General features: G+C 70.0%; 30 protein-coding genes and 2 pseudogenes. 26 read left to right on the forward strand and 6 right to left on the reverse strand.

What is annotated here, in order from left to right:
* The first annotated feature begins 42 nt into the window (after positions 1-42).
* From ACFWZ5_RS04470 to ACFWZ5_RS04545, 16 genes are all read left to right on the forward strand, one after another.
* Positions 43-768, forward strand: a complete 726-nt coding sequence (locus ACFWZ5_RS04470) for a hypothetical protein (protein WP_384890244.1) — start codon at positions 43-45, stop codon at positions 766-768.
* Positions 769-971: 203 nt separating this feature from the next.
* Complete coding sequence (locus ACFWZ5_RS04475; protein ID WP_384890245.1) at positions 972-1,319, forward strand: SH3 domain-containing protein; 348 nt, start codon at positions 972-974, stop codon at positions 1,317-1,319.
* Positions 1,320-1,435: 116 nt separating this feature from the next.
* Positions 1,436-1,894: a hypothetical protein gene (locus tag ACFWZ5_RS04480; protein WP_384890247.1), complete on the forward strand. Its 459-nt coding sequence runs from the start codon at positions 1,436-1,438 to the stop codon at positions 1,892-1,894.
* Positions 1,891-2,334, forward strand: a complete 444-nt coding sequence (locus tag ACFWZ5_RS04485) for a hypothetical protein (RefSeq protein WP_384890249.1) — start codon at positions 1,891-1,893, stop codon at positions 2,332-2,334. Before ACFWZ5_RS04480 ends, ACFWZ5_RS04485 begins: the two co-directional genes overlap by 4 nt.
* Positions 2,335-2,344: 10 nt before the next feature.
* Positions 2,345-2,755, forward strand: a complete 411-nt coding sequence (locus ACFWZ5_RS04490; RefSeq protein ID WP_384890251.1) for a hypothetical protein — start codon at positions 2,345-2,347, stop codon at positions 2,753-2,755.
* Positions 2,756-2,785: 30 nt separating this feature from the next.
* Positions 2,786-3,694: a winged helix-turn-helix transcriptional regulator gene (locus ACFWZ5_RS04495; RefSeq protein ID WP_384890253.1), complete on the forward strand. Its 909-nt coding sequence runs from the start codon at positions 2,786-2,788 to the stop codon at positions 3,692-3,694.
* A complete protein-coding gene (locus tag ACFWZ5_RS04500; RefSeq protein ID WP_384890255.1) occupies positions 3,691-4,272 on the forward strand; it encodes a hypothetical protein in 582 nt (193 codons plus the stop codon). Before ACFWZ5_RS04495 ends, ACFWZ5_RS04500 begins: the two co-directional genes overlap by 4 nt.
* Positions 4,269-5,507: an MFS transporter gene (locus ACFWZ5_RS04505; protein ID WP_384890257.1), complete on the forward strand. Its 1,239-nt coding sequence runs from the start codon at positions 4,269-4,271 to the stop codon at positions 5,505-5,507. Before ACFWZ5_RS04500 ends, ACFWZ5_RS04505 begins: the two co-directional genes overlap by 4 nt.
* A 33-nt stretch (positions 5,508-5,540) precedes the next feature.
* A complete protein-coding gene (locus ACFWZ5_RS04510; RefSeq protein WP_384890259.1) occupies positions 5,541-5,873 on the forward strand; it encodes a hypothetical protein in 333 nt (110 codons plus the stop codon).
* Between the two features lie 62 nt (positions 5,874-5,935).
* On the forward strand, positions 5,936-7,171 hold the full coding sequence (locus ACFWZ5_RS04515; RefSeq protein WP_384890448.1) for an ATP-grasp domain-containing protein: 1,236 nt from the start codon (positions 5,936-5,938) through the stop codon (positions 7,169-7,171).
* 68 nt (positions 7,172-7,239) lie between these two features.
* Positions 7,240-8,451: a hypothetical protein gene (locus ACFWZ5_RS04520; RefSeq protein WP_384890261.1), complete on the forward strand. Its 1,212-nt coding sequence runs from the start codon at positions 7,240-7,242 to the stop codon at positions 8,449-8,451.
* A 29-nt stretch (positions 8,452-8,480) separates the two neighbouring features.
* Positions 8,481-9,323 (forward strand): DUF317 domain-containing protein, encoded by an 843-nt coding sequence (locus ACFWZ5_RS04525; protein WP_384890263.1) that lies wholly within the window; start codon positions 8,481-8,483, stop codon positions 9,321-9,323.
* 10 nt (positions 9,324-9,333) lie between these two features.
* A complete protein-coding gene (locus tag ACFWZ5_RS04530; RefSeq protein ID WP_384890265.1) occupies positions 9,334-10,119 on the forward strand; it encodes a DUF317 domain-containing protein in 786 nt (261 codons plus the stop codon).
* A 39-nt stretch (positions 10,120-10,158) separates the two neighbouring features.
* Positions 10,159-11,214 (forward strand): SpaA isopeptide-forming pilin-related protein, encoded by a 1,056-nt coding sequence (locus ACFWZ5_RS04535; protein WP_384890267.1) that lies wholly within the window; start codon positions 10,159-10,161, stop codon positions 11,212-11,214.
* Between the two features lie 87 nt (positions 11,215-11,301).
* Positions 11,302-11,508 (forward strand): hypothetical protein, encoded by a 207-nt coding sequence (locus tag ACFWZ5_RS04540; RefSeq protein ID WP_384890269.1) that lies wholly within the window; start codon positions 11,302-11,304, stop codon positions 11,506-11,508.
* Between the two features lie 80 nt (positions 11,509-11,588).
* Positions 11,589-12,323 carry a hypothetical protein gene (locus ACFWZ5_RS04545; protein WP_384890271.1) on the forward strand — a complete coding sequence of 245 codons (735 nt, stop codon included), beginning with the start codon at positions 11,589-11,591 and terminating at the stop codon, positions 12,321-12,323.
* Between the two features lie 107 nt (positions 12,324-12,430).
* On the opposite strand, the gene ACFWZ5_RS04550 is transcribed toward ACFWZ5_RS04545, so the two are convergent.
* From ACFWZ5_RS04550 to ACFWZ5_RS04560, 3 genes and pseudogenes are all read right to left on the reverse strand, one after another.
* Positions 12,431-12,694, reverse strand: a complete 264-nt coding sequence (locus ACFWZ5_RS04550) for a hypothetical protein (protein ID WP_384890272.1) — start codon at positions 12,692-12,694, stop codon at positions 12,431-12,433.
* 239 nt (positions 12,695-12,933) lie between these two features.
* Positions 12,934-13,134: a hypothetical protein gene (locus ACFWZ5_RS04555; protein ID WP_384890274.1), complete on the reverse strand. Its 201-nt coding sequence runs from the start codon at positions 13,132-13,134 to the stop codon at positions 12,934-12,936.
* Between the two features lie 70 nt (positions 13,135-13,204).
* Positions 13,205-13,480: pseudogene (locus tag ACFWZ5_RS04560) on the reverse strand (ATP-binding protein); the annotation flags it as partial.
* A 20-nt stretch (positions 13,481-13,500) separates the two neighbouring features.
* Between ACFWZ5_RS04560 and ACFWZ5_RS04565 the strand changes: the two are divergent.
* Positions 13,501-13,761, forward strand: a pseudogene (locus tag ACFWZ5_RS04565) (ATP-binding protein); the annotation flags it as partial.
* A gap of 141 nt (positions 13,762-13,902) precedes the next feature.
* Here ACFWZ5_RS04565 and ACFWZ5_RS04570 read toward each other — a convergent pair.
* Together ACFWZ5_RS04570 and ACFWZ5_RS04575 are read right to left on the reverse strand one after the other, a co-directional pair.
* Positions 13,903-14,202 (reverse strand): hypothetical protein, encoded by a 300-nt coding sequence (locus tag ACFWZ5_RS04570; protein WP_384890275.1) that lies wholly within the window; start codon positions 14,200-14,202, stop codon positions 13,903-13,905.
* Positions 14,202-15,053: an RNA polymerase sigma factor gene (locus ACFWZ5_RS04575; RefSeq protein ID WP_384890277.1), complete on the reverse strand. Its 852-nt coding sequence runs from the start codon at positions 15,051-15,053 to the stop codon at positions 14,202-14,204. Before ACFWZ5_RS04575 ends, ACFWZ5_RS04570 begins: the two co-directional genes overlap by 1 nt.
* A 310-nt stretch (positions 15,054-15,363) precedes the next feature.
* On the opposite strand from ACFWZ5_RS04575, the gene ACFWZ5_RS04580 reads away from it, so the two are divergent.
* The 6 genes from ACFWZ5_RS04580 to ACFWZ5_RS04605 all read left to right on the forward strand — a co-directional run bounded on the left by ACFWZ5_RS04580 (position 15,364) and on the right by ACFWZ5_RS04605 (position 19,206).
* Positions 15,364-16,035 carry a helix-turn-helix domain-containing protein gene (locus ACFWZ5_RS04580; RefSeq protein WP_384890279.1) on the forward strand — a complete coding sequence of 224 codons (672 nt, stop codon included), beginning with the start codon at positions 15,364-15,366 and terminating at the stop codon, positions 16,033-16,035.
* A 223-nt stretch (positions 16,036-16,258) separates the two neighbouring features.
* On the forward strand, positions 16,259-16,618 hold the full coding sequence (locus tag ACFWZ5_RS04585) for a DUF317 domain-containing protein (RefSeq protein WP_384890281.1): 360 nt from the start codon (positions 16,259-16,261) through the stop codon (positions 16,616-16,618).
* Entirely contained in the window at positions 16,615-17,199 is a 585-nt protein-coding gene (locus tag ACFWZ5_RS04590) for a hypothetical protein (RefSeq protein WP_384890283.1), read from the forward strand. The genes ACFWZ5_RS04585 and ACFWZ5_RS04590 overlap by 4 nt, the downstream gene beginning before the upstream one ends.
* Positions 17,200-17,280: 81 nt before the next feature.
* A complete protein-coding gene (locus ACFWZ5_RS04595; RefSeq protein ID WP_384890285.1) occupies positions 17,281-17,967 on the forward strand; it encodes a DUF317 domain-containing protein in 687 nt (228 codons plus the stop codon).
* Positions 17,968-18,040: 73 nt separating this feature from the next.
* Positions 18,041-18,253, forward strand: a complete 213-nt coding sequence (locus ACFWZ5_RS04600) for a hypothetical protein (RefSeq protein WP_384890286.1) — start codon at positions 18,041-18,043, stop codon at positions 18,251-18,253.
* Positions 18,254-18,288: 35 nt separating this feature from the next.
* Positions 18,289-19,206: a hypothetical protein gene (locus tag ACFWZ5_RS04605; protein ID WP_384890288.1), complete on the forward strand. Its 918-nt coding sequence runs from the start codon at positions 18,289-18,291 to the stop codon at positions 19,204-19,206.
* Between the two features lie 764 nt (positions 19,207-19,970).
* Here the strand turns inward: ACFWZ5_RS04605 and ACFWZ5_RS04610 are convergent.
* Positions 19,971-20,225, reverse strand: coding sequence for a hypothetical protein (locus tag ACFWZ5_RS04610; protein ID WP_384890290.1), 255 nt, complete (start codon positions 20,223-20,225; stop codon positions 19,971-19,973).
* A gap of 181 nt (positions 20,226-20,406) precedes the next feature.
* Between ACFWZ5_RS04610 and ACFWZ5_RS04615 the strand changes: the two genes are divergently transcribed.
* From ACFWZ5_RS04615 to ACFWZ5_RS04625, 3 genes are read left to right on the forward strand one after another with little or no spacing between them, the layout of a single operon-like run.
* Positions 20,407-21,513: a tyrosine-type recombinase/integrase gene (locus tag ACFWZ5_RS04615; RefSeq protein WP_384890292.1), complete on the forward strand. Its 1,107-nt coding sequence runs from the start codon at positions 20,407-20,409 to the stop codon at positions 21,511-21,513.
* Between the two features lie 9 nt (positions 21,514-21,522).
* Positions 21,523-21,861: a helix-turn-helix domain-containing protein gene (locus tag ACFWZ5_RS04620; RefSeq protein ID WP_384890294.1), complete on the forward strand. Its 339-nt coding sequence runs from the start codon at positions 21,523-21,525 to the stop codon at positions 21,859-21,861.
* A gap of 9 nt (positions 21,862-21,870) precedes the next feature.
* A complete protein-coding gene (locus ACFWZ5_RS04625; protein WP_384890296.1) occupies positions 21,871-24,378 on the forward strand; it encodes a hypothetical protein in 2,508 nt (835 codons plus the stop codon).
* Positions 24,379-24,747: the final 369 nt, after the last annotated feature.

A 24,747-nucleotide genomic window follows, 5' to 3' on the forward strand; every position in this document is an offset into this window, starting at 1 on the left:
ACCCGCACCGCTCCGCGTGCGCCCCTGTCCCCGAAAGCCCCTATGCCCTCATCCCCGGACTTCCGACTCGACGGCTATGACGCTGTCAACGGCCGTGTCGCCGAGCAGTTCTGGCAGCACATCGACATTGAAGCAACTGAACTCACCGTGCTCGCCGAGTACCACACCGACGACGAACGGCACAGCTACTACGTTCTGCACAACGCCGCGGTGACCTGGGGCATCCCCGGCGAGCCGCAGCTCGTAGCCCTCCACCTGCAGCGCGACGTGGCAGCCCGCACCTTCCGCTTCCAGCACGAGCAGCTGCCCTTGGTGCCCATGGCGCAGAGCTGGCTGATCGCCCGCGGCTGCCCGAAGGACGCCATCGGCCTGCGCCCTGACATGGGCACCGACGCCGCCGACGAGGCCACCAAGGCGCTGGAGGACCGCCTCACCTCCGACGGCGACCACTTCGCCCTCGTCACCAGCTACACCTCGGACGACGACCCGGACCGCGTGCAGATCACGGTGCTCCTGGCCGCCATCGACGAGAAGGCGCCGCTGCGGTTCCGGGTGCTGCTGGAAGAGGTCGACACGGAGCACTGGACGCACACCCTGCGCGAAGGCGGCTTTGCGACCTACGAGCAGGCCACCGCCTGGTGGCAGGCCCACTGGTCCGGCGAAGACGTCCCCCTGCCGACCGCCCAGACAGCGACCCGGCACAGCGCACCGTCCACGCTGCCCGGCCTTCCCGTGACCCCCGCGCCGCGTAGTGGCCCAACTCGCTGACGAGAAAGGCGAATTCGCGCTGCATCCGGGCCTTCTCCGAGGTGAATCCGTGAGGCGCCGGCCCCGGTGAAGGGCGAAACATAGCAGCACATCCCCGGTTAGCAAAACCGGGGATTCTCCGGACTCTTGAACCCGACCCGCCCGGCGTCAGCCCGGGTGTGGATCCGTGTTCCGTTCCCTCTCCCTCTGGAGGTCAATTCCCCATGCGCTCAACCCGCATAGCCGTCACCGCCGCCGTTCTCGGCGCGCTCGCTCTTCCGCTCGTCGCCGCCACGTCCGCGAGCGCCGCCCCTGCGCAGGCTCCGGCCACTGCGCTGGTCAGCGGCCAGTGCGACCGGCTCGGCCCGTGGAAGGTCGGTACGAAGGCCGTGACGATCCGCTCCAAGACGTCGGCCAAGTCCACCGCCGTCGGCGTGCTCTATGCCGGCCACAAGTTCACGGTCCACAAGACCAGCGGCAACTGGCACTACATCACCGACAAGAACACCGGCGTAAAGGGCTGGGTCTCCGGCTCGTACGTCTATCGCGAGGTCTACACGTGCCTCCACTAGGCACCGCACTCCGGCGAATTCACCGGATTCCGCCACCTTCTCCCGGCCGTCGCGGCTGATCAGCACAGCGCGCGTTCTTGTCTCGCCCACGCATTTCCAAGGAAAGGAGCCACATCGTGCCCGACGACGCCGATGACGTGATGGGCGTCATCACCCAGCAGATCGAGGCCCGCTTCCAGATGCCGCTGGCCGACCTGCGCCGGGCGGTGGCCGCCGCCCCGCACGCCAACAACGACGCCACCGTCGTCGTGAAGTGGTACGGAATGCTCACCGAGGCCCAAGAGGTACTGGAGAAGGCCGAGGACGCCCTCGTCGCAGCCCTCGACAGTGCTCCCGGCGAGGTGCTGGACGAGTCGGTCATGGCGCTGGCCCACCAGGTCAATGCCGCCGTGGCGGTGCGCGACGGGCGGGCGATGGTGGTGCGCCACTACACCGACCCGAACTCCCTGGGCCGCAGGGGACCGGGAGCCTGGCGGGGAGCCGAAGCAGCCCCCCGCCGCAGCCCGGCCCTGCAGACCGCACCGGCGCCGAACACGCCCACGCCGTCCGTCCCGGTGCGAGGAGCGGTGCGGTGAGCGTCGCGCGCAAGCCCTCCAGCCAGGACGAGGCACTGGCCCAAGCCTTCGGCGCCTCGCTGAGTGAGCTGTACGCGCAGGCCGCGGGCCCCGAGGCGTCCGCCGCCCTGACGCGCGCCCTGGAGCTGCGCTCCTGGCTGGCGGTGGCCGAGGAACAGGTCGCCCGGGTCCGCGACCGCATCCACGACGCCACCGCCGCCGACCGCGACATGGGCGAACTGTCCGCCGACGACCTGCGGTTCGACGCGCAGTGGATGGAGGCGGCCCTGTCCGCCCGCGACGGATACGCCACCGCACTCAGCGAGCTGCTGTGCACCATGCCACCGCCCGCAGCACGCCCCGCGCGGCCGGTGCAGCTCGCCCAGCCCAGGCTCACCACCACGCTCCCGCCCGCCCCGGCACCCGCGCGTGCCGGGGCGGTGCGGGCCCGCCGACCGTGAAAGCCCCCGATTGCCCCACACCACCTCCCAGACCATCGCCGAACGCATCGAGGACCTGTACGGCCAGCCGATAGCCGCCCTCGAAGCCCACGCCGACACCCACCCGACCGGCACCATGCTCGCCGCCCTGACGAGCAGCCACACCGATCTGCAGCTCGCCGAGCGCAACATCACCTTCCAGCTCCAGCGGCTGCGTGAACTGGCCCACCCAGAGCGGGAGATCGGCAAGTTCGAAGCAGGCCACCTGCTTGACTGCGCCCGCCGGATCGCCGAATCCGTCGCCACCCGGGACGCCCACGCCAAGACCGTCAGCGCCGTCCTCGCCGGCCTGCACCGCGTCCCCGCCACACCACCCCCGCCGTCGGCGGCCCCCGCCGCACCCGCCTCCGCCGCGGCGCCCGCTGCCACCCGCACCCGCTGATCCACCCGCCCCGCCCTAGGAGTTACCCCCTTGGCCACCACCGGTCTGCCCCGCTCCACCCAGGTCGACGTCGCCCGCGTCACCGAGTCGCTGGAGATGATCACCCCGCTGTGGAACGTGTGGATCCTGATGACCCTGTCCACCCAGCCCCTGCGCTACGCGGAGATCAAGCCGCGCCTGCCCTGGCTGAACGACGGCACACTCCACCCCAAACTGCGCAAGCTGTCCGACGCCGGGCTGGTCGAGCGCACCGAAGTCACCCAGGGCCACGTCACCTACGGCCTGACCGGGCGGGGCGCCGACCTGCTGCCCGTCCTGACCGTGATCGCCGCCTGGGGCGAGAGTCACCTGGAAAAGCCCCTGGTGAAGAACAAGGACACCGGGAAGCTGGAGCCGCTCGCCACGGTCGCGCCCGCGCAGAACATCGAAGACACCCTCACGCTCATCGGCCCCCGCCACGCCACGCCGATCCTGTGGGCGCTCAAGGAACGCGGCGCCTCCAGCGCCAAGGCGCTGTCCGCCGCGGCGATGCCCAGCTACCGGCTCAGCAACGTCTACCCCCAGGTGGACCGCCTGGTCTCCGACGGCCTGGTCCGCAAGGACGGACGCGCCTACGAACTGACCGCCAACGGCCACGCGCTCGCCCCCGTCTACCGGGCTCTGAGCACCTGGGCCAAGGGGCGCCCACTCGCCGACGCCGACACCCACCCCCTGTGGGGCCAGGCCCCGGCGGCCAAGCAGGCGAAGTCCGGCCCGTGGCTGACCACTCAGCCTCGCGTACCGGCGCCCGCCACTCCCGTGCCCGCCGCCACGGCCCCGGCTCTGTCCACTCAGTCCCCGGCCGCGCCGGCCACCGCCTGGAAGGGCGGCGACCTGTTCTCGCACCAGATACCGGTGCGCCCCATCGTCCTTCCGCAGGCAGGAGGTCCGCGCCGATGAGCAGCCTCGCCACCACCGACCACCCACAGGCGCGCCGGGCGATCCGGGCGTTGTCCCTGCCCGCACTGATCCGCCTGGTCACCGAGATCGACGACAACGGCCCCATCAGCCGCCGCCGCGGCAGCCTGCAGAGCACCTTCGACGATGTGGCCATCAACCAACTGCGCCACGCCATCGACCGGGCCCGCGAGTTCGGCCTCGTCTACGGCGATGAGCACGAACGAGTCCGCTACCGGCTCACCGACAGCGGCGAGGAACTGGCCGAGGTGTACGACACGGCCGCCCGCTGGGCCCGCACCCACCAATTCCCCACGGTGGCCAGTGACTTCGTCACCCGGGTCCAGCGCACCCTCGACCTGCTCGGCCACGCAACGGCTCTCGCACACGGCGCCGCCCGCCTCGGCGAGGCAAGCGGACTGGCGGTCCCTGGAGGTGCGGTCCTCGACCGGGAGGCCATCGCCGCCCTCGACGGCCCGCGGAACGTACTGACCGCCTGGCTTCAGGCGAACGCGTCCGTCCTGCACCACACGGCCCTCCACTCCTCCCACGCGGCGGATGAGTGGGAGCCCGCTGCGTGAGATCCCGTGTCGGACCCCGGCATGCCCGCCGACCGGTCCCCACCCTGCTGCGCGGCATCTACCTGCCCCGCAGCATGGACGCCGGCGCCTTCGCGATGACGACGTACGGCATCCCGCTGCTGGTGCTCGCCACCACCAACTCCGCTTCCCTGACCGGGCTGGCGTTCGCCCTGGAGTGGGTGCCGCGCCTGGGCGCGTTCGCCGTCGCCGGAGCGATGGTCGACCGCCACGGCACCACCCGCGTACTGCGCACAGCCTCAATGCTGCGGGCCGCGGTGGTCGTGGCCGCCGCCCTCGCGCTGCCGCAACTGGAGGCCGGGCTGGCCACCACGGTCGCCGTCATGCTGCTCGCCGCCTCGACCGGCGTGCTCACCGAGTTCTCCTACATCGCCGCCGAGACGGCGGGCGGCGTCGCCAGCCGCCAGGCCGGAGACCAAGCCCACCGTGTGCAGTCGGTCCTCCTGGGCATCGACCAGGTCGGCACCCTGGCCGGCCCTGCCGTCGCCGGCCTGCTGCTGGAGCGGGCCGGGGCGGCCGGGATGCTGGTCACGATCGCCGTCTTCTCGCTGCTGGCGTCCGCCCTCGCCCCTCGGCAGCACGCCACCAGGACCGAGATGCCACAGCCCGTCCTTGCGGGGCTGCGCACCGGATGGACGACGCTGCGCTCGCTGCCCGCGTTGGGCTGGCTGGTCTGCGGACTGACCCTGTCCAACCTCGCCATCGGCCTGCTCCAGGCCGCGGCCCCCGTGATCGTGGTGAAGGAGTTCGGACACTCCAGCGCGGACGTGGGCCTCATCTGGTCGGTCGCCGCCGTCGCCTCCCTGATCACGGTCGCGGTGTGCCGCCGCGCGATCGACCGCTTCGGCCTGTGGCCCGTCGGCGCGCTCTCCGCCACCGTCGCGGCCTGTGGGTGCCTGGCCGTCTCCGTCACCCACACCTACACCGCCTACCTCGTGCTGATCGCGGTGCTCATGGCCGGCGAGGGCGGCATGACGGTGGTGCTGCGCACCCTGCGCTCCCACCTCATCCCGCAGCAGGTGTTCGGCGCCACCCTCTCCCTGACGATCCTGCTGCTCCTGATCCCGTTCCCGCTGGCCGGCGCCCTGGTCGCCACGGTGCCACCCGCCCTACTCGGCCATGTGATCACCGCCTGCGCGGTGCTGCAGGCCCTGGGCCTGGGCCTCGCCTTCGTCCGCCTGCGCACCCTCCCCGGCCTTCACGCCCGTCTCGCCTGACTCCCTGCCCTTTCGCCCTGGAGATCCACCCCCATGCCCATGCCCGCCGCCGCCCAGACGGTCATACCGGTCGCCCGCCCCTCTTCCCGTGCAGGGGCCAGGCCCACCATCACCGACCAGTTCCTCGCCTTCGATGCCGAACACCCCTACGTCTACCGGGCCCTGGAGAGGCTGACGGCCGAACGGCTGGCCGCCGGGGCCACCCGCATCGGGCTTAAGGAGCTGTTCGAGGCCCTGCGCTGGCGACTCCCGCAGGGGCTGCGCGGGCTCAACAACAACTACACCGCGCTGTATGCGCGGCAGCTGGTCGCGGACCACCCCGAGTGGGCCTCCGTCTTCGAGCTGCGCCGCCGACGCACCCCCTGAACCGGCCCCGCCGTGCCCGAACTGCCCCTTAGCTGCTTCCTTTTGGAGAGTCCTTGCCCACCATCCTTGTCGTTTCCGCCGCCGGTCCGGAGGCCGAGGTGTACCGCGGCTACTGCCTCGAAGCCGTCGCCGCCCGGTACGACGTCGTCCTGATCACTCCCGCCGCGCCCACCTGGGAGCGGGAGTTCATCGCGGACTTCGAGATCGCCGATCCCGACGACGCCCAGGCGCTGACCGCGGCCGGGCAGGCCCTGGCCGGGCGGCACGAACTGGCCGGGGTGGCGACGTGGACCGAGTGGTACCTCGTCCAGACCGCGCGCCTGGCACGGCGCCTGGGCCTGCCGTCGAATAGCCCCGAGGTGATGGGGGCCGCACGCAACAAGGCCAGTGCCCGCACCCTGTTCGCCCGCCACGGCGTGCCCTCGGCCGCCTCCATGACCACCCGCTCCCTGCTGGAGGCCGCCCTCGCCGCCGAAACGATCGGCTACCCCGTCGTGCTCAAGCCTGCCGCCCGCGCAGGCAGCATCGGCGTCATCCGCATCGACCGTGCCGAAGAACTCCCCGGCGGCTTCGCGTTCGCCTCCGCCGGCGCCCGCGACGGCATCGAGAGCACCAAGGTCCTGGTGGAGGAGTACCTGGATGGCCCCGAGGTCTCCGTCGAGTGCGTCACCCACCGCGGCCACACCACCGCCGTGGCCGTCACCCGCAAGAGGCTCGGCGAGGCCCCGTACTTCGAGGAAGTCGCCCACAGCGTGGACGCCGCCGACCCCCTGCTCGACCAAGTGGCGCCCGTCGCCACCGCCGCCATCAAGGCGCTCGGCATCACCGACGGCGTGAGCCACGTCGAGATGCGCCTCGTCAACGGCCGCCCCCGCCTGATCGAGGTCAACGCCCGCATCGGCGGCGACATGATCGGCCACCTTGTGAAACTCGCCACCGGCGTGGACCTGGCCCGCGCCGCCGCCGACACCGCCTGCGACCAGACCCCCGACCTCACCCGCACCCGCCACAGCGCCGCCGCGATCCGGCTGCTGTACCCGAGCGCCTCCGGCACCCTCACCCACTGCCACCTCGACCCAGGCTTCGCCGCCCGCACCCCGTGGCTGGAGCAAGTCACCTTCCAGCGCACCGTCGGCGACACGCTCCTCCTGGCGCCCGCCGGCGACATGTTCAGCGCCCGCGCCGGATTCCTGATCACCACCGGACCCACGGCCGAGACCGCCCAGGCCCGCGCCGACGAGGCCCTCGGGCACCTGACCCTCGCCGTCGAACCCCTGCCATCCACGTCCGTCGCGTAACTCGCGCGCTCCTCCTGCGCCCTTCACGACGTTCGTCGCGCCCCGCCCGCTGAACAGGAACCACCACCATGCCTCAGCCCTCTCACACCGCACCGCCCCAGCGGCGCTCGCTGCGCCTGAACGACGTCGCTCACATGGGCGCCGCGACACTCCAGCCACTCCTGCAGGACAGCTTCCGCAACCTGGTCACGGCCGCCATCGCGGACGCGACCGGGCACCTGCCCTGCAGCTCCCGCAAACTGCTGCACGGACCGCACTTCCGTGACGACCTCGTCGACGCCCTGCGCTGGGCCGAGGGCGAGATACAGGTCGCCTCCGAACGCATGACCTGGACCGGCGACCCGAGGGCCGAGCGCACCCTGCGCCAACTTCAGCAAATCCGTACCGCCCTGGCCCAGGCCCGCGCCGAGGAAGCCGACCGGCGCCGCACCGAACACCACGCCTCCGCCGGACACCAGGTGGACACCGACTCCGCCGCCACGGCCTGCCTCTGGCTGCGCAGCGCCTTCCCCGACCGCTTCGAGCAGCTCCTCGCCCAGGAATACGCCGCGGCCCAGCTCGAGCCACCCGCCCACCGGCCCGCTCCGGCCGACGTGTTCGACGCCATCGAGTGGGGCGCGAGCGAGGGATACCTCTTCGCCACCATGACCCCGGCCGTCCACGACCTGCTCACCAAGAGCCCCCTCGCCTTCCGCAACACCGTCGCCGCCGATACGCGCGAACAGGACGAGCGCACCATCGAACTGCGCCACCCCCTCCTGCTGCGCCGCTGGCGCACAGCGCTGGACGAACTGGCCGAGATGACCGCCCCGCTCGCCGGGGCCACCAGCGCCACGCAGCTCGGCCCGCTCACCACCGACCTGGACGCCATGCCGCGCCAGGCCGCCTTCGCCGTCCTCAACGCCCGCCGGTTCCTTGTCGCCGTCCACCAGCGCACCGCCGAGAACACCCGCCTCGCCCGCCAGTACGCCCAGACCATCACCCAGCGCGAACAGGACGAGCCCGACCATGCCGCCCACCGTCGCGTCTTCGACCAGGCCCTGCACCGGCTGGCCGACGAACACCCCGGCGGCTACGACCACATCCGCCACCGGCTGCGCCCCTTCGAGACCAGCCCCGGGCACCTGGATGTGTCCGTCCTGAACTCTGTCCAGCGCGGTGCACTCAAGCGCCAGGTCCTGGCCGAACTCGCCTCCACCCCGGCGCTCCCGCGCCTGTCCACGGCCGTCGCTCCGCCGAGGCCGACCACGCCCACTGTGCGCCCGGCAGCCGCCCGCTGACCTTCCACCCGACCCCGACGGATGCCCCGATGACCGAACTCACCCCGATTGAGGGAGATGTCTACGTCTCCCCGCGCTACCTCGCCGGCCTCGGCGGGATCGGCGACCCCAGCTTCGAGCCCGTCAAAGAGTGGCCGCACCACCACCTCGACGACGGACCATGCCAGCTCCTCATCACCTCGCCGGACCACCGCATCAAGATCGGCTGGTTCGGCGACGACTTCGACGTGTGGAAGATCAGCGCCGCCCAGGACGCAGTCTCCGCCTCCCGCTGGTCGGCGAGCATCAGCGACACGATGCCGCCCGAGATCGTCCGCGACTTCATCCACGCCCTGGCCGACGAGTGGGATGAGGACAGCGAGAGCTTCCTGGCGGACCGCTCATACAAGTGGACCGATGCGGTCCAACCTCTGCTGGACGCGGGCTGGGAACGCAAGCCGCTCGCTGGCGGCTTGATCGAGATCGTCTCACCGGACCAGCTGGCCGGCGCGAGCATCGACGTCGTCAGCGGTGATCCCGATGCCGAAGTGGTGACGCTGTGGGCCGGGCCCGACGCACGGAGTTCTCGTGCCCAGGCGAACTTCACCGCACGCACACCGAAGAGGCTGATCGCCGCCATGGCGGCCTCCTTCGTCGCACCGGCCCCCATCGCCCGCTACCAGGCCGACCTGATCCCCCGGCTCGCCCAACTCGCCCAGCTCACCTCCGTCGAGCCACTGAAGCCTCCCGCGCCCACCCCGCTCGACGTCCAGCAGACCGCCGCCGCCCGCCGCCGCCCGCCCGCGCTCGGCACGCGCAGCGTCCCCCGCTGGAGCACCACCACACTCCCACCGGCCGTAGCCGGTGCCGTCCTGCCCGCCCGCCGCCGCTGAGGACCCGCCCATGTCGACCGACCCCTTCACCAACCTCAGCCCCGACCAGCAGGTGAAGGTCCTGCCCCGTCACCTGGCCGGCCCCGGACCCGTCGACCTCACTACGGTCTGGCCCCTCCCCGAGGACTGGTCCGTGCACCAAGCCGACGACGGAGCAGCCCTCGCCACCAGCCCCTGCCTGCGACTGGTCGCCAGCCTGGCCCCCGATGCCGACAGCCCGCGCAGGGGGAAGTGGACGGTCACCGCCAATCGCGCCCCGTTCGGCCCCGCAGCCTGGCAGGTCACCTTCGATGCCACCACCCCCGTCGAGCTGCTGCACGACTTCCACAGCGAACTGGTCGACCTCTACCTCGAAGACCGCCAGAGCGGCCAGGACCGACTGCTAGAGGACAACACCCCGCCGCAGGAGGCGTACACGCAGCTCCTCGCCCGCGGCTGGAGCCACGAGATCAAGACCGACGGCACCCAGTTCTTCCGTGATCCCGAGTCCCTCGGCGTCGTACGGCACCGCTACGCCATCACCGGCGCTGACTCACCCACCTGGTCGGCCTCGGGCGGATACCCGAGCGAGCCCTACTGGCGCGCACGCTTCTCCTACGGCACGCCCACCACGCTGGCCGCCGCCTTCACCGCCTCCCTGGTCTCCACGGAACCGGTGAGCCGCGCGCTGAAGGACGTCCCGTTCCACACCCGCCGCCACCTGTACGTCGCGGCGACGACCCCGGCGCAGCAGACGTCCGTCTCCTCGCCGTTTCCCGCGCCCCCTGCGCTCCCCGGCCCGAGCCGGGCCCGCTGACCAACCAGCAATTCCGCCCTATACCTGGAGAGCTCCTACTTGCACACCCGATCCGCCCGCCTTCTGCCGACTGCGGCCCTCACCGTCGCTGCCACTGTGACCGGATCCCTGGCCTGGGCCCCTACGGCCTCCGCCCAGACCCCGGATCCGACCCCGTCCGCCTCCACTACCCCCGCCCCGCGCAATGCCGCCGAAGGCGGAGGCGTCGCCATCCTCAAGAAGGACCCGGGCGGCGACATCCTGTCCGGCGCGTCCTTCACCCTCTACGACGCCAAGGGCAAGGAAGCCGGGAGCGGCAAGACCGACGCCGAGGGCCACCTGGCCTTCACAGACCTGGCGCCGGGCGTCTACCGGCTCAAGGAAGTCTCCAGCGGCAGCCCGCTGCACGACGTCGTCGAGGACCAGGACGTCATCGTCACCCCCGACACCGACGCCCCGCTCACCATCATCGACCCGTTCAAGCCCGCCTCCGTCCTGCTGAAGGCCAAGGACGACAAGACCGGCAAGCTCCTGCCCGGCGCCACCGTCAATATCGGCACCGGCGACAAGACCCTCCTTACCCTCACCACCGGCGACAAGGGCACCGCCACCGCCAAGCTCCCCGTCAACAACCGCACCGGCACCGACTTCTGGGCCAAGGAGACGAAGGCGCCCGCGGGGTATGACCTCTACAAGGGGCAGCGCGAGTTCAAGGCCAAGCCCGGTGACCCGGTCACCGTGACGGTCACCAACGCCAAGACTCACACCACCCCGCCGAGCCCCGACCCCACCGACAAGCCGACCGACAAGCCGACTGAGAAGCCCACCGACAAGCCCACCGACAAGCCGACGGAGAAGCCGACGTCCGGCGGCTCCGGTGACGACGGCACGCCGGAGCCGACACAGAAGCCGACCGGCTCCCCGGCCTCCGACGAGACCGCATCGAGCACCACGGCCCCCGAGCCCGACGGCTCCCTCGCCCACACCGGCGCCGACGCCACGCCGTGGCTGCTCGGCGGCGCCGGAGTCCTCCTGGCCGCCGGCGGAGGCGCACTCCTGGCCGCCCGCCGACGCCGTACGGACGACTCCGACAACGACACCTCCACCGAGAGCTAACAACACGCCCCTCGAATACGGCCCCCGGACTTCGCTTCGCGAATCTGGGGGCTTCGTCGTGTCCAGCGCAGGCAATAGTCTCCACCCATGACTCACGCGCGGATGGGGTTGGTGGAACTGCTCACCGACCCCCACACCTGCGACCACCACTCTTGTCGACATGTTGCTGTGATGTGGTTCGAGCCCTGCGCCGGCCCCGACGACGGCCGCCGCTTCTACGCGTGTGAAGGTCATGTGGGGCTGTTCGCCCAGAGTGTGGCTACGGCGTCGGCGGCGGCCGGAAAGGTCGTCTGAAAGGGGCGACGGGCGTCGGACCCAAGCGGTGAACCTCGATCGATCACAGCTTCGTCCCTCCGTGTGATTAGGCTGCCGCGGTGACCGAGTCCTTGCCGTTCCCCGGCGACCCCTCCGAGCTGCACCTGCGCATCGGCTACGCCGACATGCTGAGTGACACCCCCCACGCGGACGCGCTGGAAGAGTGGAGCGTGGAGATCCTCCACCGTCGCCGGGTACACGACGGCAGCCGTTGCCCAGCGGCACCCCGTGCGTGCGAAGCAGAACACTGCCCGGCGCACACCGTGAGCGACAGCGCGGCCGGTTCGATGACCTTCTTCCGTGTGCACCTTGACCGCGGGCGCAACGCATACGCGGCCATGGAAGAGGAGTCGGAGGACCTCTACGAGATCGCCCAGGTCCTCCTCGACCCCGCCACCGGCTACTACACGGACGAGGTCAGCGAGCTGCTGGAGTACAGCGGTTCCGCCCTGCTCGTCATGGACCGCGTCACCTTGCGCGAGGAATGGAGGGGGCACGGCCTGGGCGTGATCCTCGCCGCAGAGGCCATCTTCCGGCTCATGCCCGGATGCCGAGCCGTGGCGTGCTCGCCCGGAGTCTCCGACCTGAGCGCGGACAGCCTGCGCAACGAAGCCGAATGGCACCGCGTCACGGCCAAAATCGCCAGAGGGTGGCAACGGATCGGGTTCCTCCCGTACCGGGACAACGTCTTGGTCCTGTCGCCCACCTCGCTCGTCCTGGAGGAGCAGCGAGGCCGGCTCCGCCGCAGGCTCGTGGAACTCGGGGCCGCCTGGTCGGCGGCAACACGCGCGTAGGCGACGGCTCGACCGTGTCTGCCCGGTGCCTGCGGCAGCCGCACTCGGCAGTTGTCCTGTGCCACCTTGAGCGATTGCCATCGAAGTTGAATCGACATCGCCCCTGTTTAAGGCGCCGTGTTGCCGGTGCCCAGTTCGGGGTCGTCGGCCATGGCACGCAGCATCGCGACGGTTTGGGTGTCGGTGAGTGCGGCGCCGGTGGCCCGGCGGCGGGCGTCATCGGCGAGGCCGAGTTCGGCTTCGAGCGCGAGCATCGCAGCGGGTGTATCCGTGGCGGGTGTGCCGTCGGGTTTGTGGCCGAGGCAGATGAGCGGCGCCGGCAGGTCACCGCAGCGAGGGCAGCGCAGGTCGTCAGGGATGGGCTCGGGCATCGTGTCTCGGTCTCCTTGGCCTAGTCGGTGTGCTGTGCTCACGCTGCCCTCCGGTCGCCGTGACCGAACCAACATTGACGGGACAATGCGCTCGCCCATGTTTCTTGTCGACGGCGCCTGAATCGTGACCCACTGTCGACGGTTGAAAAGTGACCCCCATCCGTCGATCGGACTCTGAGAGCAGAGTCTCGTGTCGCTCTCCTTGGGACATCTGTGCGATGCCCCAAGGAGAACTGGTTTCAGTGGCCCTTCTCGCGTAGCTCGGCGGCCTTGTTGTTCAGCAGGTCGGCCTGCTCACGCAACTCGGTCGCTGTAGCGTCCATGGCGTCCGCACGCTTCCGAGGGTCTGTGATGTCGTTAAGGGACTTGAAGTTGACATGCCAGTGGTCCCATTTCGAGCCGGAACCGGTCTGCCATTCGAGCTCCAGGGGGTCGGACATGACTTCCTCCTTCCGTGACACGTGTGGTGGAGTGACTGTTCCCCTGTCCGGCCTGCGGGGTAACAGCGGTTCAGTCGTTGTTGGTGTTCTCGGCGGGTGGGACGCGTCCGAGGTCGCGTCCGCGCATGCGGAAGCTGTCTCCGCGGAGGCTGATGACCTCGGCGTGGTGGACGAGGCGGTCGATCATCGCGGCGGCGACGGTGTCGTCGCCGAAGACCTCTCCCCAGCGACCGAAGGGCTTGTTGCTGGTCACGATCACGGACGCGCGTTCGTAGCGGCCGGAGATGAACTGGAAGAACAGGTTGGCTGCTTCCGGTTCGAAGGGGATGTATCCGACCTCGTCGACCTATGCGGACATCCGCATAGGTGGACGACATCGGGCTCCTGCCCGTCTCGCCCGACGCCGCCGAGGGCTTCTACCGCCTGGTCGACGCCGCTTACGAACGACGTTCAGTCGCCGTCAGCAGCAACCTCCACCCCTCCGGCTTCGACGAGATCATGCCCAAGACCCTGGCCACCGCCACGGTCGACCGCCTCATGCACCACGCTCACATCGTCGTCACCCAGGGTGACAGCTACCGGCTCACCGAAGCCACCAGCGGACAGGGGGTGAAGCCCTTCAGCTGATCACCACCGACCCGCGGGCGGGGCAGTATCTGGCCGCCAGCGGGGAATCCTGCACGACCGCCAGTGGGAAGAACTACCGGCCGCGAGCAGGGAGTTCAAAGCGACCGTTGACATGTGGCGCCTGGTGGTGCCGACAGCCGCTCACCGGCGGTTCCGGCTGGTCCTCCGGCGGCGTTCCAGGAACTGGATGAGGGCCAGCCAGAGGTCGCGCTTGTGCTCGGAGTCCTGGGGGACGACGGCCTGGACGAAGAGGATCGTGCCGGGCGTCACGATCGCGAGCCCCACGGCGATGGCGACCGCCCACCAGGGGGCGCCCACGAACGTGAGCGCGCTGATCGCGGCGCCTCCGCCGAGCACGGTGGCGCCCGTCACCCGCGTCGCGCCCGGCCGGGGAGCTGGCGGTACGGGGGACGGCTCCGGCTGCTGCGTCGGGGGGCTCATCAGACGGCCGTCTTCCTGGCCTTGGCCTGCGCGCGGGTGCGGGCCCACTCAGCTTCGACCCCCGGCGGGACGTACAGCTCACCGCTGCGCCTGCGCGTCCTGACCTGGCTGCGTAGGCGGTAACGGGCGTTCTCGACGTCGCCGACCTTGATACCGAGCATGGCGGCTATCTCGCCCTGGCTGAGGCCGTCCACGGTCAGGTTCCACACCGCCCGGTCGCGCGGCTTGAGCCTGTTGATCATGGCGGTGAGGTTGTCGCACAGGTCGCCGACGTCCTCGGGGACCGGCTCAGGGCCCGTCTGCCCGAGCGCGTGGGCGAGGATGCCACCCCCCATCTGCACGGCGTGCAGGAGGAAGCGGTCCGTGCGCTCGGCTCGCCAGACGTAGAAGACCCGGGGGAAGACGAGTCCGCACCGGCCGTAGAAGTACGACGTCAGGCGCGAGGCCCTGCCGTCCTTGCCGCGATTGTGGGCGGGGTCGTACCCGCCCATCTTCAGGAGCCGGGGGAAGGTCTCCATGGCAACGCTGAGCGACAGGATGGCCAGGTGCTCACGGTCCGGGGCACCGCGGTACAGCGCGGCGCGGTCCTCGTCCGTCATCGCCAGCGGCGTCTTCGACTTCGCGGTCAGGCGCATGAGCTTGTCCGTCCGGCGCATCACCGCGCACAGGCGACCGAACGCGTAGGCGTACAGCTCCTCAGCCATCTGCTGCCAGGCCGGGCCCCGAAAGCCCGCAGCGACCACGTCGGCGACGCGGTCCACGTCGCTCTGAACATCCTCGGGCAGGTCCTGCCCGTCGTCCTCGGTGCTGCCCCGGGCGGCGCCCAGGGCCCCCGTTTCGTTGAAGCGCATAATCTTCCTTGTCTTCGCGTCCACATGACCCAAGGGTCGAAGCTGGTTCTAACGTGTCTGTCGCCTCGTCTATGCAGAGCGGGAACGGATTTCCTTAGAAGCGCCGCCCGCGTCATAGCCGGACATTCAATTGCCCGTCCAGCAGCGGCCAATTGCGGGGCGGCAATGTCAACGAAACCGTGTCCGACGGGTGTCCGGACAGCACCCCGGCACGGTTGCGGCACTGTCCGGACGGATGCCGGACGCGGCCGGACAGCGGTACCGGACGCCTCTACGCTGGGCGGGCACAGACGCGCCACCGGAGGTTGCCGTGACCGCAGTTGAGGACTTCGCCCACCATCTCCGCCAGTTGCACGCCGCGGCGGGCGTGCCCTCCACACGGCACATGGCGGCACGGACCGGGTACGGCAAGAGCACGATCAGCGAAGCCTTCGCGGGGCGCCGCCTGCCCACCTGGCAGGTCGTGGAAAAGCTCGCCGCCGCACTCGGCGCAGACGCAGACGATCTGCGTGATCGGTGGGTTGCGGCCCGGGGACGACCGGCCACGGTGCAGCCGGTACCCGACTGGCTCACCTCCGTGCGCACCAGTGCCGACATCCCCGAGATCGTCACCGGCCTGAGCCTTGAGGACGCGGTCGCGGTCGCGCCGAGCGACCCGAAGCGAGCCATCGCATCGAGCTGGGAGGTCTTGCGTGTGTGCGCCCTGCAACTGTCGCACTGCTACTACGGCGACATCCCGGGAAGCTGGTCATCGAACGTCGTAGCGACCTATCAGCGGGCCGAGAAGGGCGGACTGCTCCCCGCCGGCGTCGCAGCCGTCGCCCACACGGTCCACTACCGCCACGTCGAAGCCCAATTCCCTAGCAAGAAACTGCCGAGCACGGCCGAACTCTTCCAGATCATCGTCCTCGCCTACCGGCTGGCCTGGCAGGCACGCGACATTGTCGAGATCTACGAGGAGACCGGCAAGTCCCAGCCGTAGGGCTTCACTTCCCCCAACGGGCCACCGAAGCGCGTCCGTCACCGTCACAGTGACGCGGCCCTTTTGCGGGCGGAGGCATGCCGGAATCGGCAGGGCTCGGTTCGATGTCAACGGACAGCAGTTCGCCGGGGGCAGACAGGAAAGATCGCGAAAGGACTGGTGGAAGCCGCCAGGAGCATGTCAACGTAGACGACCTTCCCCGAAACCCCAGGTCAGAGAGGTGATGCCAGTGACCGTGGACGCGTCCACACCCGGATTCTCCACCACCACCGAGGCACTGCGGCTGTGTTCGTGGCAGCTGGGGCCAGGCCAGCCGACGATGGTCACCGACCTGTTCAACGCGGAGTTCTTCCACCTTGTCGTGGACGACCGGGCCGATGTCCATGTCAGTAGCAAGGACGGCCGCTTCTACCTCGGATGGTTCCCGCTGGGGCGCCCCGGCACCGACGGCGACGGCTGGACGCTCGCCGTCACTGGCACCGCCAAGGTCCCTGGCTACCGGATCCGCTTCGACACCGAAACGCCGGCGGAGATCGTCGCGGCCACGGTCCAGCGCGTGCTGGCCACCTCCCGGCCGCTGTGAGCCCACTGTCGGAGCGCGGCTCGCAGCTGCCGCTCACGTACGGCACGTACCCTGCCCTCGGCCCCTGGTGGGGCGCCCGCTACTGCAAGGAGAACACCTTGGCCCCGGAGCTGACCGTCGGCGACCTGCTGAAGAGCCTGTCCGCCAGCGACCGCGACGTGGTGGTACGTCTGTGGACCAACCCCTTCGCCCGCACGGCCCGTCGCCTGGGCGGCGTGGTCCCCACACGCGACGACGCCGACCGGCCGGTGGTGTTCATCGCCGAAGCCAAGGACGCCGAACCGCTCGGCACACAGCCCGAGCCGACCGTCGGCGACCTGCTCGACCAGCTGTCGGCCTGCGACCGCACCGCCGTCGTGCAGCTCGCCCTCAACCCCGACTTCCCGATGGCCCACCGCGCGGGCCCCGTTGCCGCTGCCCACGACGAGAAGGGCCGACCCGTGCTGTTCCTCACCGAGCCGGAGGAGGCCGAGCAGTTCGGTCCCCTCCTGCCGCACGTCGCGGTCGCGCTGACCTGGCACGAACCCACCGAGGCCCCGCCGCGCCGACGGCGCGGCACCCGCCCCAGCGACGGGCAGTGAACCACCCCCGAGCCCACGGAGGCGCCCCTGCACCCGCACCATCCCTCTGACTCCTCCTACCCCGCCGCCTCGCCAGCCCCAGTGCACTGGGTCACCCCGCGTCATCTGGCCGGCGACGACGACGCCCTCGCCGAGCGGATCGGCGACACCCTGACCGGTCTGGGCTGGCGCATGTGGCCGACTGCCCGCGACACCCTGCTGTATGTGAGCCCGGACGAGCTGCGCGGCGCCGAATGGATCCTGGCCAGCAGCCCGTTCACGCTCGGCGGTCTGCGGGTGGCCCTGCAGATCTCCGCCCGCCCGGACACCGCCAGCGCCCTGGTGCAGTGGAACGCCTACTTCACCACCGGCGTGCCGCACGAGGCACTGCACGACTTCCTCGTCGCACTCGACGCCAGCGCGGTGCCCGATTCCGGCTTCGAGGAGCCCGGGGCAGTGGTCACGGCGCTGAGCGCGCAGGGCTGGATCCGCGACGTGGACCGCCCCCGCACCGCCGCCACGGACCCCGGCTTCGCCTCGCACGTCTCGCTCGAGATGCTGCCGGACCTGATCGCGGACGCCGACCTGCGAGAAGACCTGATGGGCTGGCAGGCATGGGCCGAGCCCACGTTCGGCGCCCCCTACCTGTGGTGCGCGAACTTCAGCCCGAGCGTCCCCAACGAGCTGGTCGCCATCTTCGCTTCCTCGCTCGCCTCCCCGGTCCCGGTGGCACGCCACCGGCTGCCGCAAAGCGCGGAGAAACGCCTCACCATCGTCCACCGCGGCTGACTCGGGGCCCGGCACGAACGGCGCCACGCCGTTCGCGTGCCGCGTCCCGCCTCAGCTCCTGGAAGGGGTGTCCTTGACGAACTTCCCTGCTTCCGGTGCGCAGCGCTGCGAGTGCTGCGGCTCCGTCGGCTTTCTCGCCCGCAACCGCGACCTCGCCCATGCGCCCGCCTGGTGCATCGGCTGTCACGAACGGGCCGACACCACCCAGGCCCGCGCGGGCCATCCCTGCGAGGACGGCTGCGTCCTCGCCACCGACCACGACGGCCTGTGCGCCGTACGCGCCTGACCGCCTTCTCCCGCCGCCTACCTCACGGAGGTCTCTTGTCCCTGCCGCTGATCCGGCTCGCCATCGGCCGTACGAACGGCACCGCCCACTACGGCGTTCTGCTCGACGCCACCGTGCCGCTGACCGTGTGCGCCACCCACTCGCCTGACCTTCAGCCCATCGGCGAGAACACGGCGCACACCTTGTGCCAGCGCTGCACCCGCGCCTGGCTCATCCTCACCACGGCGCCGCAGCCCGGCGGTGAGCCGGAGTTCCGCCCTGCTGCGGGTGCGCGGAAGAGCGCCGTTGCGCACAGGCCGATTCCCGGGCACCTGCTCGGCTACTGCGGCAAGCCGCTCGACGACCGGTCGTCGACCACGCGCCACGTGTGCGCCAACTGCACCGCACTCAGCACCGCGCTCGACCGCTTCCGCCGCACCGCCGACGAGCTGGTGCTGCCCAGCGGGGAGCCGTGCCATGTGGACGACAGCATCCTGTGGTCCCTGAGCGGGCGGGGCAACCTCGTCACGGGCCACCGCCGTGATGCGCTTGTGGGCACTTCCTGGTGCGCGCAGCAGCTCGCCGGGCCCAACCCCGATGCCTCCAATGAGTGCGCGGCGTGCCGACGCATCTGGCAGGAGGCCGAGGTCACCCGCCAGACCTACACGCTTCCCCAGGCGCGTGAACGTGCCCGCTGGTGGCATCAGCGGCAGGAACACGACCTCGACGCCTTCGACGACCGGGCTGGCGCTCTGCAACCCGGTGACGCGTACGAGCTGTCGGGGTGCGCCGAGACGCATCACGTCGTGGCCGTGGCCGACCGTACCCGCGGGAGCCACGCAGATCTCGTCGTCTACCTGGCGACCGACGACCGGATCGCCGACGTACGGATACGCCACGACCGCCTGGTGGCCATCCAACGCCCCTCGCACGCACTCGACGCGCTGCTCCAGTACACGCCGCACGTCCCGTAGTTCACCCTGACCCATCCCAGCCCGGTGGCCGAGCCTCAATGGCTTGGCCACCGGGCTTTTGCCATACGGCGTGCCGCCTCAAGGCCAAGGTCTTCGACTCCACATCACGGACGCTCGCATGGCCGACGCGACGTACATGCGGCCGAGGCCAGGACCGCTCGCACCGGATGGTCCCTTCGCCAGATGACCACCGGGCACCAACTGGCGCCCAACACTGTGCTGGAGCAGGCACGGTCCGGGTGACTGTTGCTGCGCAACCGAAGGCCGACGCTCGCCTAGACGGCACTCAGCCCCGCAAGCGACACGTGCTTGCGGGGCTTTCGATACGCCTGCGGGCTAGGGAGCGGTCTTGGTGAGCGTCTTGTTCAGATGCGTGTTCGCCAGGCCCGGCGAGCCCGAGACGGCAACGGAGCCGTCCCGTTCACTGAGTGAACAGGACGGACGTTCACTCGGTGGACACTGCCGATGTTCACTGAGTGAACGCGGCTGAGGTTCGACTGCTGAGCGCCCCGGCTACGGTGAGGCGAGGAAGGCGTCCGCAGCGTGAGCGGGAGTGCTACACCTGATCTGACTGCTGCGCCCCTGCCCTCCATGCGATCGGCGGCTTCGGCCCGCCAGCCTCTTCGTCGGGCTGATCGCGGTCCTGCGGCATGCAGGCGAACTTGGCCGACGGCAGATCTTCTGCTCGCGCGCCACATGTTCCGGCGGTTGAAGGTGGCAGCTGCTCCCAGCGCAGACCAGGCGTAACTGCTGGACGCAGCCGGTCAGCGGCTGTCTCGGATCCTGCCCAGGGCCTTGTGCAGGTGGGCATCGACGAGGCCCGGGGAGCCGGACACGATCACCAGGACGGTGCCGGTGCGGATCGCCGTCTGCTTGACGACGGTGCGCTGCCCGCCCGCGGAGTAGGTCAGCAGTTGGCTCCACTGCTCCTCGCCGAGGTCGGGTGCGGTAGTCGTCTGGGTGGTCATCTCGATGGCGGTGCTGCCCGCGACGACTTGGTACTTCGGGCAGGAGGCCATCGCATCGAAGATCTTGCAACCCCGGGGAATTGCATCTGCTGCATGATCTACAGAGGTGTGACCTGGTGGCCTGCGGCCTTGATCCTCCCAACTGGCTGTCGGTCAGGAGGCTTTGACTTGGCTCGTTGTGCAGCTGCTTGCATTTGGTGCATGATTCGAGCACTCGCTAGTGGGGGTGCGCATGGTGCGGACGGGATTGAGCGATGCCTCGGCAGGGCTGGTCCTGCTTGATGGCGTCGCGCTGCTGCACCCCGAAGACGCCGTATTTGAGGCGATGCTGGAGGGGTGGGCCAGGCAGCAGCGGGGCGGGCGCCGGCTCCAGCCGAAGACGATCTCTGACCGGCAGCGTGTGGTCCGGGCTTTCGGTGCGTTCGCCAATGCCTATCCGTGGTGCTGGTCGGCGGGGGACATCGACGACTGGACGACGCATCTGATCGCGGAGTTGAAGCGGGCGGAGTCGACCATCCGTAGCTATCAGACCGCGGTGCGACTGTTCTGCGACTACGTCACCTCGCCGCACTACCAGTGGCCGCAGGAGTGCGTGGCCCGGTTCGGCACGCACCCCGTTCAGGTCTGCCATGAGTGGAACACCGCCGCGCACCTGGTCGATTACGAGGCTGACGCGGATCGGCGTCCGATGACGCGTGAGGAGATCCAGATCTTCCTCGACCATGCGGATGGGCAGGTGGAGCGGGCGATCCGGCTGGGTCGCAAGGGGGCCCTGGCGGCGTATCGCGATGCGACGGTGTTCAAGACGATCTATGGGTGGGGGCTGCGGTGTACGGAGACCTCTCGGCTGGACGTCACCGATTTCTACCGCAACGCCAAGGCGCCGGAGCTGGGTCGGTTCGGCTCGCTGCAGGTCCGCTACGGCAAGCGCACCAAGGGGTCGCCACCGCGGCGGCGCATGGTGCTGAGCGTCATGCCCTGGGCTGTCGAGGCGGTCGAGGACTACGTGTCCAACGCGCGTCCACGGTATGCGGCGGCTCGCGAGAAGCCGGCGCTGTGGTTGACCGAGCGGGGAGGCCGACTCCAGGTCCGGGAGATCGAGGAGCGGTTCGCCGACTACCGTGATGCGCTGGGGCTGGACAAGGACCTGGTGCCGCACTGCCTGCGCCACAGTCATGTGACCCATCAGATCGAGGACGGCGCGGACCCGGCATTCGTTCAGCGTCAGGTCGGCCATCGCCACGCTTCCACGACCGCGATCTATACGGGCGTCAGCGGGGACTTCATGAACACGATGATGCGCAAGGTCTTGGACCGTGCTCTTGAGGGCGGCCAGTAGGGAGATGACGTGACGGCGAAGCTGGACTACCGCTGGCATCTGCGGGAGCTGATGGCCACCCGCGGAATGTTCTCCACCACCGATCTGCGCCCCCTGCTGGCCGAGCGGGGCATCGACCTGTCGCCCAGCCAGACCTACCGCCTGGTGGTGGAGCGGCCCGAACGTCTCAGCCTGAAGACGCTGATGGCGCTGCTCGACATTCTCGGCTGCGCGATGGACGAACTGATCGAACCTGTACCCGCCGCCGGGCGGCGCCGCCAAGCGGCGGCCGGCGGCGATGGACCTTCCGGCGATGATCCTGGGATCGGCGATTTCCGCCCGCGCCGGGCCCGGATCGTACGCGAGTAGGGAACTGTCGTGGACGGTCAGGAACTTCCGCGGTACGCCACCGAGCCGGAAGCGGTCATCGTCGAGACCGTGCGGCGACTCGAGCCCGGACTCGACGCGCACGAGGTGGAGGCGGTGCTGGTGGCGGCGATCAGCAAGCGGCCTCAGCGCCGTGACCTCGCACGGGTGCTGCAGGCGGATCCCGCCCTGCTGACCTCCGGCCGCCCCGAGGGACCGCGAACCGTCGAGCGGTTGATCCGCGCCTTGCGGGAACAGGGTGCCCAACGACTGGAGTTACCGCGGTGCGGGGACTGCCACAAGGACCGTCCTTTGGTCGGCGTCGGCGACGGGCTGCGGATCTGCAGCCGCTGTCAGGGCCGTCGGCTCAACCACGCCAACCCCTGTGCCATCTGCGGCATCAAGGACTTCGCCGCCCGCGACCGCGAGGGCCGGCCCCGCTGCCGCAATCACCCGCCCGACGCCGGGCGCGACCCGCTGGAGGCGATGGTCACGCTGATCGAGGCCCTGTCAGTCGGGCTCGAACGCAGGTTGATCTGTGAAGCGGTCCGCTCGGTGGAGCGCCGCCGCAACGGCCAGCGCCGTCTGCTGTGGGCCTTGGAAGACATTCCCGACCTCCTGAAGGGAAGGGGCGCCCTGGGCCCACCCAAAACGGCCGCCCTCGCCCAGGCACTCGTCGATCGCGGAGCCGTCGACGTCACCGTCCCCGCCTGCCCGATCTGCCACCGGACCGTGCGGCTCGAGGTGCCCGGTGAAGGGATGCGCTGCTGCACCGAATGCTGGCACGCATCCCGCCCCCAGACGTGTGTCCGGTGCGGTAGATCCCGGCCGGTGGGCGGCCGAACCCACGATGGTGCGCCTCTGTGCCGGAGCTGCATCCACACCGATCCCTTCAACCACCGAGCGTGTGTCCGATGCGGCGCCGTGCGGATCATGGTGGAACGAACCGAGCACGGTGGCTTATGCGGCAGATGCCGCCAGCTGCCGCAGTCCGTCTGCTCGGTCTGTGGCCGCACGGCGCCCTGTCATTTCGCGAAGAGCTCAGTGCCGCTGTGCGAGCCGTGTTCGGAGATGGCGAAGCCTCGCGAAGTATGCGCCGGGTGCGGCGCCGCACGGCGCGTCAACTCCCGTACAGCAGAGGGCCGTCCACTGTGCGGTCACTGCGGACAGAAACCCGTGCCGTGCTCAGGCTGCGGCAAGCTCTACCGCGTCTCCAGCCGCAGTCCGGACGGCGAACCACTGTGTGCAACATGCTGGAGCAAACACCCCGCAGCCCGCAGACCCTGCACCGAGTGCGGCACCGTGGACAAGCCGTACCACCAGGGCAGGTGCATCACCTGTGTGGCCCGCGAGCGCCTGCACCGTGTCCTGACCGGATCCCGGCACAGCATGCGACCGGAGATCGAGCCGGTCTTCACCGCCCTACTGCGAACCCGGCCCGGGTCCCTGCTGCGGTGGATTCGACCGGCCTCTGCCCGTCACATGATCCTGACGACCTTGGCCGAGGGGAACGGGCCGATCACCCACGACAGCCTGGACACCTTCCAGCCCTCCGTGACCATCCGGCACCTGCGCGCGGCCCTGGTGGCCGGCGGTGCCCTGCCGGCCCGGGACGAATTGCTCGCCCAACTCGAGGCATGTTTGCCGAAGATCCTCGCCCGCGTCGAGGCTCCCGACGAACGGCAGATCCTGCGGATGTACCTCACATGGGGTCCGCTGCGACGCCTGCGTCAACGATCCGCGACCCAGGCGGTCACCTACGCACAGACCGTCGGCGTCCGGCACGAGATCAAGACCGCGGTGCGCTATCTGCACTGGCTGCACCAGCAAGGCAGCACGCTGGGCGAATGCACCCAGGACCATCTCGATACCTGGCTGGACGAGGGAGCTCACCACAGAACGCTCATCCGCAGCTTCCTGCTCTGGACCAGCCGACGCGGACACACCCGCCCCCTGGAGGCACCCGCCTACACCAACGACTTCGGGCAGGAAGTCATCGCGCAGGATCACCGCTGGAACCTGGTCCGCCGCCTCATTCACGATGACAGCCTGGACACCGTCGACCGGGCCGCCGGCCTTCTCCTGCTGCTCTTTGCCCAGCCCACCAGCCGGATCGCCCAGCTCACCACTCACCAGGTCACTGACCAAGGCGACCTGGTGGCCCTCCAGCTCGGCCGCGAGCCGGTCATCCTGCCACCGCCCCTGGACGGCTTCATCCGCCACCTCGTCGGCCGTCGCCAGGGCCGCGCTGTCACCACTCCACTCGATGAGTCCCCATGGCTCTTCCCCGGCGCTTACCCAGGTCAGCCCCTGACCTCCTACTCCCTGGCCGCACGCCTGAAGGCTCTTGGCATCCGCTGCCAAGTGGCACGTCGCTCGGCCCTGATCGAGATCGCCTCGGAACTCCCCGCGTACGTCATCAGCCGCCTGCTCGGTTTCCACCAGCACACTGCGGATCAGTGGCAGCGAGACAACCAAGGCTATGGAGCCGCGTACGCGGCAGAGCTCACCCGACGCTGAACCGCCGGGCCCGACATGCCTGCCGCAGGACGAAGCGCGCGGTGTTCCTCGGCCTGACTGTTCGTCCGCAGCCCTACCCGCACCGGTCGGGAGCAGTCGGCGAGGCGGGATCGTGCTGATGCCCCGGCGGTCGCTCTCTATCGGCGACGGCGGGTTCCAGTGCCGTGTCCGTGGGCCTCGAGCCCATATGTCCTCCACGGGCAAGGCCCGCCCGTATCAAGCCGACTCGGCTCGCCGCTCCTGACGATCGAGGCGCGCACGCCAGCAGGCGGTGAGCGCGCTCTACTGTGCGAGGGCGAAGCGCGGTAGCGTGGTGGTGACTCCGTGGATACCTCCACCAAGCACATCTCCATTTTGATGCCGGTGTTC

Source organism: Streptomyces sp. NPDC059003, from assembly GCF_042740445.1.
GTDB lineage: Bacteria > Actinomycetota > Actinomycetes > Streptomycetales > Streptomycetaceae > Streptomyces.

What these genes read in the sequence shown, in the direction of transcription:
- ACFWZ5_RS04475 (WP_384890245.1), top strand. Translation starts at nt 972, where the DNA reads ATGCGCTCAACCCGCATAGCCGTCACCGCCGCCGTTCTCGGCGCGCTC.
- ACFWZ5_RS04555 (WP_384890274.1), bottom strand. Translation starts at nt 13,134, where the DNA reads ATGTCCGACCCCCTGGAGCTCGAATGGCAGACCGGTTCCGGCTCGAAA.
- ACFWZ5_RS04500 (WP_384890255.1), top strand. Translation starts at nt 3,691, where the DNA reads ATGAGCAGCCTCGCCACCACCGACCACCCACAGGCGCGCCGGGCGATC.
- ACFWZ5_RS04540 (WP_384890269.1), top strand. Translation starts at nt 11,302, where the DNA reads ATGACTCACGCGCGGATGGGGTTGGTGGAACTGCTCACCGACCCCCAC.
- ACFWZ5_RS04610 (WP_384890290.1), bottom strand. Translation starts at nt 20,225, where the DNA reads ATGGCCTCCTGCCCGAAGTACCAAGTCGTCGCGGGCAGCACCGCCATC.
- ACFWZ5_RS04570 (WP_384890275.1), bottom strand. Translation starts at nt 14,202, where the DNA reads ATGAGCCCCCCGACGCAGCAGCCGGAGCCGTCCCCCGTACCGCCAGCT.
- ACFWZ5_RS04470 (WP_384890244.1), top strand. Translation starts at nt 43, where the DNA reads ATGCCCTCATCCCCGGACTTCCGACTCGACGGCTATGACGCTGTCAAC.
- ACFWZ5_RS04525 (WP_384890263.1), top strand. Translation starts at nt 8,481, where the DNA reads ATGACCGAACTCACCCCGATTGAGGGAGATGTCTACGTCTCCCCGCGC.
- ACFWZ5_RS04615 (WP_384890292.1), top strand. Translation starts at nt 20,407, where the DNA reads ATGGTGCGGACGGGATTGAGCGATGCCTCGGCAGGGCTGGTCCTGCTT.
- ACFWZ5_RS04530 (WP_384890265.1), top strand. Translation starts at nt 9,334, where the DNA reads ATGTCGACCGACCCCTTCACCAACCTCAGCCCCGACCAGCAGGTGAAG.
- ACFWZ5_RS04510 (WP_384890259.1), top strand. Translation starts at nt 5,541, where the DNA reads ATGCCCATGCCCGCCGCCGCCCAGACGGTCATACCGGTCGCCCGCCCC.
- ACFWZ5_RS04520 (WP_384890261.1), top strand. Translation starts at nt 7,240, where the DNA reads ATGCCTCAGCCCTCTCACACCGCACCGCCCCAGCGGCGCTCGCTGCGC.
- ACFWZ5_RS04575 (WP_384890277.1), bottom strand. Translation starts at nt 15,053, where the DNA reads ATGCGCTTCAACGAAACGGGGGCCCTGGGCGCCGCCCGGGGCAGCACC.
- ACFWZ5_RS04585 (WP_384890281.1), top strand. Translation starts at nt 16,259, where the DNA reads ATGCCAGTGACCGTGGACGCGTCCACACCCGGATTCTCCACCACCACC.
- ACFWZ5_RS04550 (WP_384890272.1), bottom strand. Translation starts at nt 12,694, where the DNA reads ATGCCCGAGCCCATCCCTGACGACCTGCGCTGCCCTCGCTGCGGTGAC.